Below are 15,702 nucleotides of genomic sequence, written 5' to 3' on the forward strand. Positions count from 1 at the left end.
GGGGCTCCTGCCGCAGCGGGAGTTGTGGGGAGAGCCCCACCCCAACCCTCCCCCGCAAGCGGGAGAGGGAGCGCAGCAATGCTTGCGGCCTATGACGACCCGTTAGTCCTCATCGCATCACGAACGGATTCGCCGGCACGTCGGTCGCGGTCGAGATCCAGACGCTCTTGGTCTCCTGATATTCGCGCACCGCGTCGATGCCGCTCTCGCGGCCGACGCCGGAGAACTTCATGCCGCCGAACGGCATCATGTAGCTGATGGCGCGGTAGGTGTTCACCCACACGGTGCCGGCGCGCAGCTGCTTCGGCACGCGGATGGCGCGGGCGAGGTCCTTGGTCCAGATGCCGGCGGCAAGGCCGTAGATGGTGTCGTTGGCGATCCGGATGGCGTCTTTCTCGGTGTCGAAGGAGATGATCGACAGCACCGGGCCGAACACCTCCTCGCGCGCGATCCGCATGGTGTTGTCGACGTCGGTGAAGATGGTCGGCTCGACGAATTGCCCGCCCTTGATGCCGTCGCCGGAGGCAGGCTTGCCGCCGAGCAGGCAGCGCGCGCCTTCGGCTTTCGCGATATCGATGTAGTCGAGCACCTTCTTGTACTGCGCCGGTGTCGTGATCGGGCCGACATTGGTGTCGGACTGCATCGGATCGCCGATCTTGGCAGACTTCGCCAGCTCCAGCACGCGCGCGACGAACTTCTCCTTGATCGAGCTCTGCACCAGTAGCCGCGATCCGGCGATGCAGGTCTGCCCCGTCGCGGCGAAGATGCCGGAGATCGCGCCGGCCGCCGCCGCCGTGAGGTCGGCATCCTCGAACACGATGTTGGGCGACTTGCCGCCGAGCTCGAGCGAGACGCGCTTCAGGCTCTTGGCCGCGGTCTCGTAGACTTTTGCGCCCGTCGTATCCGATCCGGTGAAGGTGATCTTGGCGACGCCCGGATGCGAGATCAGCGCGGAGCCGGCCTCGGGCCCGAAGCCGGTCACCACGTTGAAGATGCCGTCGGGAATTCCGGCCTCTTTCGTCAGCGCCGCGAATTCCAGCGTGCTGGCCGAAGTAAACTCAGACGGCTTGACGACAACGGCGCAGCCGGCCGCGAGCGCGGCGGCGCATTTCCAGGCGACGAACAGCAGCGGCGAATTCCAGGCGGTCAGCGCCGCGACAACGCCGACCGGCTCATGCGTCGTGTAGGCAAAGGTCTCGGCCTTGTCGATCGGCACCAGGCCGCCCTCGAGCTTGTCGACGAGGCCGCCGAAATACCACCACCACTCGGGGTGGTAGCGCAGCTGGCCCAGCATCTCGGCCATCAGCTTGCCGTTGTCGCGCACCTCGATCTCGGCGAGACGCTCGGCATTGGCGGCGACGAGGTCGCCGAGCTTGCGCATCGCCTTGCCGCGGGCGGAGGCCGTCATCTTGGCCCAGGGGCCGTTCCACATCGCCTCGTTTGCAGCCTTCACCGCCTTGTCGGCGTCCGCGGCCGTGCCGCGCGGAATCTTCGCCCAGGCCTCGCCGCGATAGGGATCGATCGATTCGAACCACTCGCCATTGGCCGGGTCGACATACTGGCCGTTGATGTAGAGCTGATAGGTCTTCATGAGATCCTCCCGTCGCGGCGATCAGTTAGGGTTGGCGGAAGGCTATCACGCCCTGCGCGACGCCGTCATAACGCAGCTGCGTGAGTGGATTGCTTGGGCGTCAGCCGTGCGGTGCGGCAAGCTCGGCCGCGATGATCGCGCCGAGCGCCATGTCGCTCTGCTGGCCGAAGCCGTGATGCACGATGTTGCCGTCGCGGCCGATCAGGATGCTGGTCGGGGTTCCCTGCATGCCGTAGCGCTGCATGGTGACGGGGATCGGCGTGCCGTCGCCGGCCTCGTCGACGCCGATCGGGAAGGTCAGCCGGTATTCATGAATGAAGGCTTCGAGCGACACAGGCGTCATCGCCGCGTGGTGCTCGAATACGGTGTGCAGCCCGATCACCTTCAGGTCGGAATGCTTGAACAGCTCGAACGCGCGCTGGGTCTGCGGCGTGCCGTGCGATACGCAGCCGGGACACAGCATCTGGAACGCGTGCAGCAGCACCGGGCGGCCGCGCAGCCCGGCCAGGGTCAGCGGTTCGCTGCTGTTGAACCAGCGCGACACGGCGATTTCCGGTGCTGGAGTCACGGCTCCATCCCTTGCGCCTGCCACCTTGCGGCAGGGTGGCAAGATCGGCGCCGGTCTGTCAACGACCGGCGGCGCCTGATGCTGCTGCCCGCCGTGCACGGCGTGCGGCACGGCGCCGCTGGGTCCACAGCCTCGCGCGGTCGAGATAGAGATAGACCACTGGCGTCGTGTAGAGCGTCAGGATCTGGCTCAGGATCAGTCCGCCGAAGATCGCGATGCCGAGCGGCTGGCGCAGCTCGCTGCCTTCGCCGAGGCCGATCATCAGCGGCACCGCGCCGAACAAAGCGGCGAGCGTCGTCATCATGATCGGGCGGAAGCGCATCAGGCAGGCCTGGTAGATCGCATCGCGCGACGACAGGCCGCGCTGGCGCTCGGCGTCGAGCGCGAAGTCGATCATCATGATGGCGTTCTTCTTCACGATGCCGACCAAGAGGATCACCCCGATCATGCCGATGATGTCGAAATCGGTGTGCGACAGCATCAAGGCCGCCACCGCGCCGACGCCGGCCGAGGGCAGGGTCGAGAGGATGGTCAGCGGGTGGATGTAGCTCTCATAGAGCATGCCGAGCGAGATGTAGATCGTCGCGAGCGCGGCGAGGATCAGGAACAGCTCGTTCGCCAGCGCCTGCTGGAAGATCTTCGCTGAACCGGCAAAGCCGCCGGAAATGCCGGCGGGCATGCCGAGCGCGTGCATCGCGGTCTCGATCGTGGTGGTGGCCGTGCTCAGCGAGACCCCCGGCGGCAGATTGAAGGAGATGGTGCTGGACACCAAGAGATCCTGGTGATTGACCGAGAGCGGCGTATCGCCATGCTCGAAGCGCGCGACGCTGGACAGCGGGATCATCGTCTCGGCGCTGGTCGAGACCGCGGTTCCGGTCGAGGCGACGCCCTTGCCGGTGGCGCCGATCGAATTGGTCGCCTGGTTGCGTACCACATTGGCGGCGATCGAGCTCAACGAGTTCTTCTGCGAGGATGAGGCCACAGTTCCGGCCACCGCATTGGTGCTCTGGGTACCGGTCGCCGACCCGCCCGAGGTCGAGATGTAGACCTCCTTCAGGGTCTGCGGGTCCTGCGAGAAGCGCGGCGCGACCTCCATGATGACGTGATACTGGTTGCGCGCGACGAAGATGGTCGAGACCTGGCGCTGCCCGAACGCGTCATAGAGCGTGTTGTCGAGCTGGCTGACGGTGATGCCGAGCCGCGAGGCGGCGTCGCGATCGATCACCAGATTGGCCTGCAGCGCCTTGTTCTGCTGGTCGCTGTTGACGTCGGCGAGCGTCGGCTCCTTCTGCAACGCCGCGACGAGCTTCGGCGTCCACTCGTTCAGCTCCGCGAAGGTCGAGCCCTTCAGCGTGTATTGATACGCCGCATTGCCCGAGCGTCCGCCGGCGCCGAGGTCGCCGATCGATTGCAGGAACAGGGTGGCGCCGGCCACGCTCGCTAACGGCTCGCGCAGCCGCTCGATCACCTTGTCGGCGCGCAGGTTGCGCTCGCCCATCGGCTTCAGCGAGGCGAACACGGTGCCGGTGTTGGTGCCGCCCGGCCCCACGCCACCGCCGCCGGTGAAGCCGACCGCGGTATCGACCGCCGGATCTGATTTCACGATGTCGATGAACTGGGTCAGCTTCTGCTGCATCAGCTGGAACGAGGTGCTCTGGTCGGCCTGGATCGAGCCGACCAGCAGCCCGGTGTCCTGCTGCGGCACGAAGCCCTTCGGCACGACCCTGTAGAGATGAAAATTCAAATAGAGCGTGGAGCCTAGGATCAGCATCACCAGCAGGGGATGGCGCAGCGCGTGGCCGAGCGTCGCGCGGTAGCCGCCCAACAGCAGCTCGAACACGCGCTCGCTGATCCGGTAGATCCGGCCATGCGGCTGGCCTTCCTCCTTGCGCAGCAGCACGGCGCACATCATCGGCGTCGTGGTCAGCGAGACCACCAGCGAGATCACGATCGCGATCGTGATGGTCATGGCGAATTCGCGGAACAGCCGGCCGACCAGCCCGCCCATCAAGAGGATCGGCACGAACACCGCGACCAGCGACACGCTCATCGACAGCACGGTGAAGCCGACCTCGCGGGTGCCGACCAGCGTCGCCTCCAGCCGCGACAGCCCGGCATCCATGTGGCGGGTGATGTTTTCCAGCACCACGATGGCATCGTCGACCACGAAGCCGGTCGCCACCGTCAGCGCCATCAGCGAGAAGATGTCGAGCGTGTAGCCGAGCAGATACATCACGGCGAAGGTCGCGATCAGCGACACGCCGACCGCCACCACAGGCACCAGCGTCGCCCGCGCATTGCGCAGGAACGCGAACACCACCAGGATCACCAGCGCGACCGCGATCAGGAGCGTGATCTCGACGTCGTGCAGCGAGGCCCGGATCGTCTTCGAGCGGTCCATCGCGAGCGTGATGTCGACCGCGGGCGACACTGAGGCCTTCAGCTGCGGCATCAGCCCCTTCACATTGTCGACCATCTTGATGATGTTGGCGCCCGGCTGCCGGTACACGATCATCACGACGGCCGGCTTGCCGTTGGCAAGGCCCAGCGTGCGCGCATTCTCCACGGCATCGATCACGTCGCCGACGTCGGTCAGCCGTACCGCCGCGCCGTTGCGGTAGGCGACGACCAACGGCCTGTAGTCGGCGGCCTTGCGGGCCTGGTCGTTGGCGTAGATCTGGTAGCGCTGGTCGCCGACGTCGATGCCACCCTTCGGGCTGTGCGCGTTGGCGCTCGACAGCGCGGCGCGGACGTCCTCGAGCCCGATGCCGTATTTGTAGAGCGCCGGCGGGATCAGCTCGACGCGCACCGCGGGCAGCGAGCCGCCGCCGACCGAAACTTCGCCGACGCCCTCGACCTGCGACAGCTTCTGCGCCAGGACGGTCGAGGCGGCGTCATACAGCTCGGCCGGCGTCAGCGTGTCCGAGGTCAGGGTGTAGATCAGGATCGGCGCCGAGGCCGGGTTGAACTTGCGGTAGGTCGGATTGGCGCGGAGGTTGGTCGGCAGGTCGGCGCGCGCCGCGTTGATCGCCGCCTGCACGTCGCGCGCGGCGCCGTTGATGTCGCGGTCGATATCGAATTGCAGCGTGATGCGGGCGTTGCCGAGCGAGGACACCGAGGTCATCTCGGTGACGCTGGCGATCTGGCCGAGGTGCCGTTCCAGGGGGCTCGCCACGGTGGCGGCGACGTCGGCGGGGCTGGCGCCGGGCAAGGTCGCCTGCACCATGATGGTCGGGATGTCGACGTCGGGCAGCGGCGACACCGGCAGCTTGAAGAACGCGATGATGCCCGCCACCACAAGTCCAAGCGACAGCAGCGTGGTGCCGACCGGCCGGCGGACAAAGGGGGCGGAGAGGTTCATTGCATCAGCGAGCGATGTTTGCGGATGAGCTTCTATCCGTCCGCGTCGCGATGCAAAAGCCTAAATGTCACAGGGCGCTGCCACACCTCCGCCGCGATTTGCCGGGTTGCGGCCAAGCCACGATCGGATTTGCGGCGCGATAATCCCGAGCCGTTCAGCTCGCGTCCGGTCCGGAGCCCTTCTTCGCGCGGGTCGCGCCACGTTCAAGAAGCCAGGCCGCGACCTCGCGATGTTCCGCTTGCTCGGCGATGTCGAGCGGTGTTTGCCCGGACCAGGGAGCGGGCCAGTTGAGGTCGGCCCCCCGCTCGAGCAGATATTTTGCCGTGGCGAGTTGCCCGCCGCGACAGGCGTTCCAGAACGGCCCTGAAACCTCCTCGGCCGGGAGGGCCGCGGTCTCGAGCCGACGGACAATCTCCGGCATCATGCCCAGCGCCGCCTCCTGCCACAGCGCCGTCCGCGCGCCGCGCTCGACCAGCCGCCGTGCCGCCGCCCATTGGCCGTAGCCGACGGCGGACGACAATGGCGGGCCGCCATCGATCGATGAGCCCTCATGCTCGATGTCGCGCCGGCATCGAGCAGCGCGTCGATCAGCGCGACGTCGTCGCTGCTGGCTGCCCAGTGCAGCGGCGTTTCGCGATGCCACATTGCGGCCGCCGGCGCATCGAGATCGGCGCCGGCTGCAGCGAGGATCTGCACGATCGCTGCCGCATTCGGATTGTGGCCCGGCCAATCGGCAAGCAGGTGCAGCGGACTCCGGCCGCCGCCCTTCGCATCCACGACCACGCAGCGGGCGAGTTCGGGATGCGCGGCGAGCATCGCGCGCAGGCGCTCGGCCTCACCGGCCTTGACGGCTGCCGTCAGCTCGACGGCGAGCGGGTCGTGGTTTCGCAATCTGGGCACGTCAGTGGTCATCGCCAGCCTCCTGTCGCACATGGGATCGATGATGCCGTAACTGTATGGCCGATGTTATTCGCGCCCACGGACGCCGGGGCGCTGGTGTGGTTGGGAAGAGCGACGGAGACCCCGAAAGGTGATAGTTGAGAGGTAGGCGCGGTTGCTGCCTCCGCAAGGGTGTCGTTCCCAGAAGAGCCCGGAGACCCATCTGTGAGCAAGACGAAAAATCCCCAGGAGAAGAAGCGGTTGAGCTACCAGCACGACCGGCGCAATACATATGGTGAAAATCAAAAGAGTAGCCGAAAGAACATTCCGCGCAGCAAGCAACTCTCGCATCAGGACGAGCGTCGTTCTGTGCGACAGTCCCTCATCGCTGCTCGGGGAAACGTCGTGGACGAGATAGCCGATGAGGCGCATTCGGATGCTCTGCGCAAAGGCCGAATGAAGAAGCTCAAAGCATTCCGTAAATCGCCCGATAGCCCGCTGGGCGAAGTCGCCAAACGGCGCTTGGGCAAGCGAACGAAAGGCAAGTAGACGCATCGCTGCGCGTTCGTCATCATGCCGCACAAGTGGCAATCTCGTGCGCTTGCTCCTGCATCCCGCCTATTTCGCCGCATTCTGGCTCGCGCCGACGAAGTAGAAATCCTCGGCTCCCGGAACCGAGCCATAGCTGAAAGGCTGCTGCCGCCGATCCGTCGCGGCCATGACGTCGTCGCGCACGAGGTCGAACAGCTTGCGGATCTCGATCCGGGGCGTCTGCATGCGCTTGATCAGCGCCGTCACGAACGGGCTGTGACCACCGTCGCCGTCGAGCGCGACCTGGCCGTGCTTGGCGGCGTAGACCACCAGCGTGCCGCTGTCGGGTTCGACCTGGGCCAGGCCCCTGCCGATCGACCGCGACGCGACGGTGCGCTTGATCTGGTTGGCGAACGGATTGTCGCGGCAGGCATCGAGAATGACGAGGTGCAGCTTGCGCGCCCCTTCGGTGGAGCCCATCACCTGGGTCAGCGCGACGGCCTCGAATGGCACGTCGCGGTCGGTCGCAAGTTTCGCGTCGACCGGCACCAGATAGTTCTCGCCCGCCATCTCCATGCCGTGGCCGGCATAATAGATCACCGCCCAGTCGGCGCCGTCGGCCGCGTTGGCGAATGATTTGAGCGCTTCGACCAGGCTGTCGCGCGTGGCTCGGTGACGAGGCGGACATCCTGAAAGCCGACCGCGCGCAGCGTATCGGCAATCGCAGCGGCGTCCTGGCCGGGATTCGGCAGCACCGGCACGGAGCGGTATTTCGAATTGCCGACGACGAGCGCGACGCGCCGTTCGGTCGCCGCCTTCGAGCCTGCGCCGACCGGTGCGATCGGAACCGCCGCAGTGACCGCAGTGGCTGGCTTGGTCGTGCCGTGATCCGCGATGAGGCTCTTGTCCGTGCTGGCGACCTTCTCCAGCCGTTGCAGGCCTTCCCTGGCGACGCGCTGGCCCTGCGTGCGGTCGAGCTGGTCGAGGCCGATGACGTCGAGCGCATGCCGGAAGTCGGCCCGCGCAGCGTCAACGTCGCCCTTCTTCTCGTCGGCGAGACCGCGCCGTGCGTAATTCAGCGCGCCCTGGGCATTGAGTTGCGTCGCGTGGTCGTAGTCGCGCAAGGCCCCGTCGAGCTCGCCTTTGCTCGCCAGCGTCAGGCCGCGCAGCGAGTAGAACTCCGCTTGCCCATCCTGAATGCCGATCGCGCGCTCGACATCCCGCGCGGCATTGTCGAGATCGCCGGCGCTGATTTCGACCACGGCGCGGCAATAATACGGGCCGGCCGCGCGGGGCGCGAGCTTGATCGCGTCCTGGCAATGCAGCGCCGCGAGCCGGTCCTTGCCGCTGAAATCATAGACCAGCGCGCGGTTGACATAGGCGTACCACGAGTTGGGATCGAGCTCGATCGACTTGCCGTAATCGGCCAGCGCGCGCTCATAGTCGCCGGTGGCAACGAACAGCTCGGCGCGATTGTTGAACCAGCCGGCGCTGAACGGACCGGCGGGCTTCAGCTGGATCGCCCGATCGAAATCGCTCAGCGCGCGGTCGTAGTCCTGGTTCTGCAGATAGACCTTGGCGCGCTGGCCATAGGAGGGCGCGAACGACGGATTGATCGCGATCGACTGATCGTAGTCGGCCTTGGCTTTCTCCAGATCGCCCTTGTTATGCCAGGCCAGCGCCCGGTTGTAATAGGTGATCGAAAGGTCGCGTCCCCTGGGATTGGCCGCGATCAGGCGGGTGCAGGCGGGGATCGCAAGCTCCGGGTGCGGATCCTTGGCATCGCACGCCGCGCCATCCTCTCGCAGTCCGGCATAGGATGGGGCGTTGAGCAGCAACAGCAGGCCGAGTGCGGCGAGCTTGAGCAATGAGGGGCGCATTCCGGTCATTCCATTCCAGCGACCGGAAATTGAGACCACAATGTTGTTCGCGCCGTGGCAAGAATTCGCGAGCGAGGTTCCGCGCTCAGGCCGGATCGAGCCCGTCAGCCGCACGTGCGTCCCGATGCAGCGGGCCGGAATCATGCAGCATCGCCGCGAGCTGGTGCAGCGGGCCGTCGCGAAAACCCTGCTTCTCGATCGAGGCGACCGTCGAGAGCACATAGTCGCGGTTGTTGCCGGAGCGGCCATGGCCCTGCTGCACCAGGCGCAGCTGCTCGGTTAGCGACAGCCGCCCGGCATATTGCACATGGCCGCGGTCGACGACATAGGCCAGCGCAGAGACGCGATCGCGCGCCGCATTCTCCAGCCACACCGAGCGCATCACCTCGCGATACACGTTGGTGGTCTGCTCGCGCGACCGCAAATAGGCGATGGTGTCGTGGCGCAGGTGGGCGGCGACGCGGAACGCGATGCCGCGGCAGGCGCCGCCGCGATCGAGCCCGAGCACCAGGCCCGGCTTCTCCGGTGTGCCACGGTGGTCGAACGAATAGACGCAGAGCGCGCGATGCTCGCCGATCAGCCGCGCCGGCACCTGCTCCAGGAACTCGAAGCCCGGCTTCCACATCAGCGAGCCGTAGCCGAACACCCAGAGGTCGCCGTCGGTTTCGGAATGGGGGGGATTTGCTGACATCGCGCTGATGGGCTAGCAGAACGGGCCGCCCAAGCGAAGCAGATTCCGTGATGTTTCCAAGGGTTGCTCGAGGGTTGCTCAGGGGCTTGGTCACGGGTTGTTCAAGCCGTGCAGCCGCTTAGATTTTGACAAATTCGCGCTCCAAAGGACGCCGCATGTCCGATTTGATCTCCGCCCCCCGCCGCCGCTCGCGCTTCGGCCTCTATGCCGTCCCCGTCGCGGTCCTGATCGCCGCGGTGCTGTGGAGCGGATTCTGGTTCTTCGCCGCCTCGCAGGTCGGCGTGCAGGCCGATGCCTGGCGCGCGCAGGAAGCGAAGGCCGGCCGGGTCTATGATTGCGACAAGCGTTCGGTGGCGGGTTACCCGTTTCGGCTCGAGATCCGCTGCGAGCAGCCCAGCGTGATGCTGGTGTCGCAGACCGCCTCGCCGCAGATGTCGTTCGTGGCGCGGCTGGCCGAGATCCTGGTCGTGGCGCAGATCTATGATCCCAAGCTCGTGATCGCGGAGTTCAAGGGTCCGGCCACGATCGCCGAACGCAATGCGCAGCCGACGTTGTCGGTCGACTGGCGCCTCGGACGCGCCAGCGTAGTCGGCCTGCCGGCGGTGCCGCAGCGCGCCTCGCTCGTGTTCGACGATCTCGCTATCGATCGCACCGGCGGACCTGCGCCGACGCCGTTGATGCGCGTCAATCACATCGAGCTGCATGGCCGGCAGGTCGAGGGCTCGGCGCCGGACAGCCCCGCGATCGAGACCGTGCTGCAGATCAATGGCGGCACCTTGCAGGAGGTGCATCCGCTGCTCACCCAGCCGTCCAACGCCGACATCCATGCGCGGCTGAACGGGTTGAAGGATTTCTCGCCAAAGCCGTGGCCCGATGCTTTCGCGAGATCCAGGCGGCCGGCGGCAGCGTCGAGATCCAGCAGTCGCGGATCGAGCAGGGCGATGTGCTGTCGGTCGCGGCGGGCACGCTGCGCCTCAACGCGCAAGGCCGCATCGAGGGCGAGCTGCAGATGACGGTCGCCGGCCTCGAGCGCGTCGTCCCCGCGCTCGGCATCGACAAGATGCTGGAGGAGGGCGTGCCGCAGTCGACGCTCGACCGCGTCGCCCCGGGCGTGAAGAGCCAGGACCTCAGCAATCTCTTCGGCGCGCTGGACCGCGCGATCCCCGGCCTCGGCAAGGTGATCAAGCAGAACGCCAATGCCGGCATCTCGGCCGGGATCAATTCGCTCGGCACCGAGGCCACGCTCGAAGGCAAGAAGGCGCGCAGCTTCCCGCTGCGTTTCGCCGACGGCGCAGTGTTTCTGGGCCCGCTGAAGGTCGCGCAGATCCCGCCGCTGTTCTGAGCAAACGTCGCTCAGTCAGTCGGGGTGAAGCGGAGCGTGCCGGCGCGACGTGTTGGCTTGCCGGTGTCGTTGGTGTGATTGACGCCATCCATGACAGGCACGTTGGGGAAATCGAACGGGCTGACCCCGTCGAGGCAAGCGACGTTGACGGCATAGAGGTCCTGGTCGGATCGTCGTTGATGATGGGTGTAGATTCCGCAACGGGAACAGAAGAAGTGCTGCGCCGCTCCGCTATGGAAGCGGTAGCTTGTCAGCGCGTCCTCGCCCTGCAGGAATTTGATCCCGCCCATTTCGGCCATGGCAACGACGGCCCCGCGCATGCGGCAGTAGGAGCAGGTGCAGCGGCGGATCGAGTCGAAGCCGTCGCTGAGTGTCACCTCGAAACGGACCGTGCCGCAATGGCACTGGCCAGCCCGAATCCTCGTGTTGTCCGCCATGTTGGTTGTGTCTCCGCAACTGACTGAGACTGATCTCGGTACGGACCTATCCTTAAACTTCGAGCCGGACAATCCCGCAAAAACTCGCGCATGGCGTTAGAAAAACTCACGCGAAGGCGCGCCGTCACCTCGACGGTGCGGTGCGCGAATCGCCCTGCGTGGTTGCGCGTTGCTGCCGGGCGTTCAGGAATGCTCGAACGGGCCGACCTCGCGGATCACCTTGCAGATTTGCAGGAAGCCGCTGGCGTAGAATTCGGCATGTCCTCGCCGCATGGTTTCGACATGCTCCGGATGAGTGCGCCAGGCTTCGAGCGCTTCCTCCGAGGCGAAGCGAAACAGGGTGAGCTCCTCGCCATCTTCTGCCTTGAACGATTTGACCGACAGGAATCCCGGAAGGCGGCTGACAATCTCGTACATGCGTTCGCCCAGCCGGTTGTATTCGTCGAGCGAGGCGTGCTCGCGCAGCTTCAGGTCCCCCACGACTATGATTTCACCGATCATGTTCCGTCCTTTGTTCGTCGAATGTCCATGGTGGGCTTGAGAACAAGCGTCCGACGACAATTCGAATTCGCGACCGGTGTTGTTACACACCGCGCGATGTTGAGAGGCGCATTGCGCTGCGCCAATCCCGCCCTGCGTACGGAGCAGACTCGTTATTCCCTCGCGCGCGATATCGTCCATCGCGGCAATCTATTCCCGCGGCCGCGATGAGAAAAAACGTGACCGCAATCTTGCGGGTCGCCGCGAATATCATTCCCCGAGTACCGCTCTCTCTCGCCTGAGGAAACAACCTCGTGTGGAGGAAGCGATGCGAATTCTCGGGGGAATTCTGCTCGGCAGCATGCTGTTGTCGGCAGGTCCAGCGTTGGCGGATGACGATGCGTCAGAACTGAAGGCGTTGAAGGCACGCCTCAAGCAGCTCGAACAGAAAATGGAGGTGCAGGCGCGCAAGGAGGAGGCGCTGGCGGCAAGGCAGAACGCAATGCAAAACACGAAGATGGCGGCCAAGGCGCCGGTGCCGTTCGATCCGTGCGCATCGGGCAAGCTCTGCTACAAGGGCGTTACCTTCACCTTCGGCGGCTGGGTCGATCTCACCGGCATCTATCGCACCCGCAATCTCGCCTCCGACACTGGTTCGGTCTACGCCTTCATCCCGTTCCCGCAGAGCAAGAACTTCAACACCGGCGAGTCGCGCTTCTCCGCGCGGCAGACCCGCTTCTCGGTGCTTGCGGAAGCCGAGGTGTTCGCCAACACCCGCGTCGCCGGCTACGGCGAAATGGATTTCGAAGGCGCGGCGCAGACCGCGAATTCGGTTGCCACCAACTCCTTCAACCCGCGGCTGCGCCAGGCCAGCGTCGAGGTCGATCGCACCGATCTCGGCCTGCATGTCCTTGCCGGCCAGAGCTGGTCGCTCAACGCACCGAGCAAGGCCGGCATCGATCCGCGTTCGGTCGATGCGCCCGGCGTGATCGATTTCGAATCGGTGCCCGGCTTCCTTGCGGCGCGGCAGCCCGGCATCCGGGTCTGGCAGGACATCGGGCCTGAATTCAAGCTCGCGGTCTCGGCGGAGAATCCGCAGACCTCGTTCTTCGGGGGCAACACGCCGCTGGTCGGCACGCCCGCGGTCGGGCCGCAGGGCGTGCTCAATCCGAACCTCTTGGTCAACCTCACCGGTCCGGGCGGCAGCTTCTTCAACAACGCCAACAATGTCAGCCTCAACCACGTGCCTGACTTCACCGTGAAGGGGGCGTGGGATCCGCGGCTCGGGCCCTACAAGCTGCATCTCGAGGGCTGGGCGATGTATCGCGACTTCTACGACCACTTCAACTTCGCCAATCACGACGTCAACACGGTGAGCTTCGGCGGGCATTTCTCGGCGGAGATCGTGCCGAAGCTCCTGGAGTTGCAGGGCTCGGCGTCACACGGCGCGCTCGGCCGCTTCACCGCGACGCCGTTCCCGGACGCGACGCTGCGCCAGGACGGCTCGATCCAGCCGCTGCCGATCACCGCGTTTCTGCTCGGCACGGTCTGGCACACGACGCCGTCGCTCGATCTCTATGCCTATGCCGGCCTCGAGAAGACCAAGGCGACGTTCTCCAATGTCGGCTCGGTGCCGTTCGGCTACGGCAATCCGCTCTACAACAATCTCGGCTGCAACATCGAGAACTCGCCGGCCGCGACCTGCAACGGCAACACCTCGGAGGTCAGGCAGTATACCGCCGGCTTCTACGACACGATCTTCAAGGGTGACTACGGGGCGATCAAGGCCGGCGTCCAGTACTCCTACAACCAGCGTTTCGCCTTCGCAGGTGTCGGCGGCGCGCCGAGGACCGACGATCACATCATCATGTCGCAGATCCGCTACTACCCGTTCTAGGGCGTCGAGCACGAAATAGCCTGCTTCGGTTCTGAGAGGAGTGTGAACCTATTAGCCCCCGTCATTGCGAGGAGCTCGCGACAAAATTGCAAAGCAATTTTGCGCTGAAGCGACGAAGCAATCCACCGCTGTACCTGCTGCGCAATGGATTGCTTCGCTCGCAATGACGGGACAGACAGGTTCAAGGCCTTTGCGGACCCAGGCGCTGGTAAAGGAGACCGCAGATGAGGATCATGTCCAGGCCGAAGCAGAGAGCCGTGATCGCCCGCGAGTTGATGATGGTCAGCCGCGCCGCGCATATGTTGCAGCGAACTGGCCTCGCGATGGCCGGTGCCATGGCCGGCACCTTCGTCGCCGCGCAGCTGGCGAAGGGGCATGTCGTTCTCTTCGGGACACTTGCCTTCATCGTGACGACGATCGTGATCGGGGCTGCCGGCTTCTATCTCGGCATCGATATTCCGAGGCCAGCCTTGCGCGCGACGGGGCGCATCGATGCCGTCGAGCTCATGAGCGCGGGCGGTATCTTCCTCGCCGCGCTGGCAGCGCTGGTGTCGGTCTACGGCATCATCTTCGACGAGATTCCGCCGCGGGCCTGGGAGTTCGTGATCGGCTCCTGGTGGTTCGGCGGCGTCCTCATGCTGGCGACGGCCGGCCTTGTCGGCCGCCAGCGGCTGACGCAGAAGGTGGCGCCGATATCGGCGGGACCGATCAGGGATCAACGGTTGCGGCGGTGAGCGCGCCCCGCTGCGCCAATCTGTCCCGTAGCTGAGACCGACCGATGCGGTACCCTCGCTGAAAAATCGGGGAGGGACCAAAATGCCAGCGACATTCAGCCGCCGTCACGTCATCGCTGCCGGAGCGGCCGCCGCCGTAATGCCGTTGCTGTCGCGCGGCGCCTCGGCGCAGGCCGCCTGGCCGTCGCGGCAAATCCGCATGATCTGCAGCTATCCGGCCGGTGGGCAGACCGACCTTTTGGCGCGTGCCTTCGGCGAATTCATCGCAAGGCAGGTCGGGCAAACCGTCGTCATCGAGAACAAGGCCGGTGCCTCCGGCTCGATCGGCGCCGCCGAGGTCGCTCGCGCCGCGCCTGACGGGCACACCATCCTGTGCTCGATCTCGACCACCTATGTCATGAACCGGGCGATGATGAAGAACCCCGGCTACGACATGGACAAGGATCTGACGCTGGTCAGCGTCATTCCGGGCGCCGGGCTGCTGCTGGTCGCGAGCCCGAAACTCGGCGTCAAGACGCTGGCGGAATTCGTCGCCCACGCGCGGAGCAGCGGCAAGGTGAACTTCGGCACTTATAGCGCCGGCTCCGCCCCGCACATGACGATCAACGAACTCAACAAGCAATATGGCCTGAATATCGAGCCGATCCATTATCGCGGCGAGGCGCCGATGTGGACCGGGCTTGCAGAGGGCACGCTCGATGTCGCGATGGGCAGCTACACCGCGGCGCAAACCGTCCTGCAGAGCAACCGCGGCGTCGTATTCGGCGTGCACTCCAAGAAGGTCGATGCGATCCCCGGGATTGCGACCCTGCCCGAACAGGGCGCGACATCGAAATTCTTCACCGTGAGCGGCTTCTCGGGCTGGGCGCTACCGAAGGCGACGCCGCAGCCGATCGTCGACCGGCTGTCCGAACTCTGCGTCGCCGCCAGCAATGATCCCAAGGTGAAGGAGGTGCTCGCGACCTTCGTGCTGGAACCCGCGATCGGCTTCAAGGATAGCAACGCGCTCTATCAGCGCGAATTGCCGGTCTGGATGGAAGCGGCGCAATCGCTCGGCCTGCCGCCGGCGTAAGTCGTCCGGAATTGTAGGATGGGTAGAGCGAAGCGAAACCCATCTTCTTTCCGCGTGGAGAGATGATGGGTTTCGCTGCGCTCTACCCATCCTACGGCGTTGCGATGACACCGTGTGTTCGATGTCTTGAATCGAGAACGATCCCCATCGTCGTCCTGGCGAAAGCCAGGATCCATTACCCCAAATCTCAGTTGTTGTGCGACGCCGGGGCCACGATCTCGTTCACAAGCAAATGCGGT

Annotated in this window: 12 protein-coding genes and 2 pseudogenes; 5 read left to right on the plus strand and 9 right to left on the minus strand. The window is 65.4% G+C overall.

What is annotated here, in order from left to right; translation table 11 throughout:
* Nucleotides 1-109: 109 nt before the first annotated feature.
* The 5 genes from AKN84_RS42610 to AKN84_RS48615 form a co-directional block, all read right to left on the minus strand.
* Nucleotides 110-1,591, minus strand: a complete 1,482-nt coding sequence (locus tag AKN84_RS42610) for an aldehyde dehydrogenase (RefSeq protein WP_050426315.1) — start codon at nt 1,589-1,591, stop codon at nt 110-112.
* Between the two features lie 100 nt (nt 1,592-1,691).
* Entirely contained in the window at nt 1,692-2,159 is a 468-nt protein-coding gene (locus AKN84_RS42615; RefSeq protein WP_050426328.1) for a peroxiredoxin family protein, read from the minus strand.
* A gap of 58 nt (nt 2,160-2,217) precedes the next feature.
* Nucleotides 2,218-5,520: an efflux RND transporter permease subunit gene (locus AKN84_RS42620; RefSeq protein ID WP_050426316.1), complete on the minus strand. Its 3,303-nt coding sequence runs from the start codon at nt 5,518-5,520 to the stop codon at nt 2,218-2,220.
* 154 nt (nt 5,521-5,674) lie between these two features.
* Nucleotides 5,675-5,944, minus strand: a complete 270-nt coding sequence (locus AKN84_RS48610; protein WP_202814729.1) for an ankyrin repeat domain-containing protein — start codon at nt 5,942-5,944, stop codon at nt 5,675-5,677.
* Nucleotides 5,941-6,432 carry an ankyrin repeat domain-containing protein gene (locus AKN84_RS48615; RefSeq protein WP_202814730.1) on the minus strand — a complete coding sequence of 164 codons (492 nt, stop codon included), beginning with the start codon at nt 6,430-6,432 and terminating at the stop codon, nt 5,941-5,943. Before AKN84_RS48615 ends, AKN84_RS48610 begins: the two co-directional genes overlap by 4 nt.
* Nucleotides 6,433-6,624: 192 nt before the next feature.
* Here AKN84_RS48615 and AKN84_RS46955 point away from each other — a divergent pair, with 192 nt between their 5' ends.
* On the plus strand, nt 6,625-6,948 hold the full coding sequence (locus tag AKN84_RS46955) for a hypothetical protein (protein ID WP_128971676.1): 324 nt from the start codon (nt 6,625-6,627) through the stop codon (nt 6,946-6,948).
* A gap of 69 nt (nt 6,949-7,017) precedes the next feature.
* On the opposite strand, the pseudogene AKN84_RS42645 reads toward AKN84_RS46955, so the two are convergent.
* Together AKN84_RS42645 and AKN84_RS42650 are read right to left on the minus strand one after the other, a co-directional pair.
* Nucleotides 7,018-8,954: pseudogene (locus AKN84_RS42645) on the minus strand (caspase family protein).
* Complete coding sequence (locus AKN84_RS42650; RefSeq protein ID WP_050426322.1) at nt 8,896-9,501, minus strand: gamma-glutamylcyclotransferase; 606 nt, start codon at nt 9,499-9,501, stop codon at nt 8,896-8,898. The pseudogene AKN84_RS42645 and the gene AKN84_RS42650 overlap by 59 nt, the downstream one beginning before the upstream one ends.
* Nucleotides 9,502-9,656: 155 nt before the next feature.
* Between AKN84_RS42650 and AKN84_RS42655 the strand changes: the two are divergent.
* A pseudogene (locus AKN84_RS42655) lies at nt 9,657-10,843 on the plus strand (DUF2125 domain-containing protein).
* Nucleotides 10,844-10,854: 11 nt separating this feature from the next.
* Here AKN84_RS42655 and AKN84_RS42660 read toward each other — a convergent pair.
* Complete coding sequence (locus AKN84_RS42660) at nt 10,855-11,280, minus strand: GFA family protein (RefSeq protein ID WP_050426323.1); 426 nt, start codon at nt 11,278-11,280, stop codon at nt 10,855-10,857.
* 183 nt (nt 11,281-11,463) lie between these two features.
* Nucleotides 11,464-11,961, minus strand: a complete 498-nt coding sequence (locus AKN84_RS49785) for an antibiotic biosynthesis monooxygenase family protein (RefSeq protein WP_244485780.1) — start codon at nt 11,959-11,961, stop codon at nt 11,464-11,466.
* Between the two features lie 127 nt (nt 11,962-12,088).
* Between AKN84_RS49785 and AKN84_RS42670 the strand changes: the two genes are divergently transcribed.
* From AKN84_RS42670 to AKN84_RS42680, 3 genes are all read left to right on the plus strand, one after another.
* The gene (locus AKN84_RS42670) at nt 12,089-13,657 is read left to right on the plus strand and encodes a hypothetical protein (protein WP_244485781.1); all 1,569 of its coding nucleotides are present in this window, start codon (nt 12,089-12,091) and stop codon (nt 13,655-13,657) included.
* 224 nt (nt 13,658-13,881) lie between these two features.
* A complete protein-coding gene (locus tag AKN84_RS42675) occupies nt 13,882-14,391 on the plus strand; it encodes a hypothetical protein (RefSeq protein ID WP_050426326.1) in 510 nt (169 codons plus the stop codon).
* A gap of 82 nt (nt 14,392-14,473) precedes the next feature.
* On the plus strand, nt 14,474-15,463 hold the full coding sequence (locus AKN84_RS42680; protein ID WP_050426327.1) for a Bug family tripartite tricarboxylate transporter substrate binding protein: 990 nt from the start codon (nt 14,474-14,476) through the stop codon (nt 15,461-15,463).
* The last annotated feature ends 239 nt before the right edge of the window (nt 15,464-15,702 follow it).

It is taken from the genome of Bradyrhizobium tropiciagri (genome assembly GCF_001189845.1).
In the GTDB taxonomy this organism is placed as follows: domain Bacteria; phylum Pseudomonadota; class Alphaproteobacteria; order Rhizobiales; family Xanthobacteraceae; genus Bradyrhizobium; species Bradyrhizobium tropiciagri.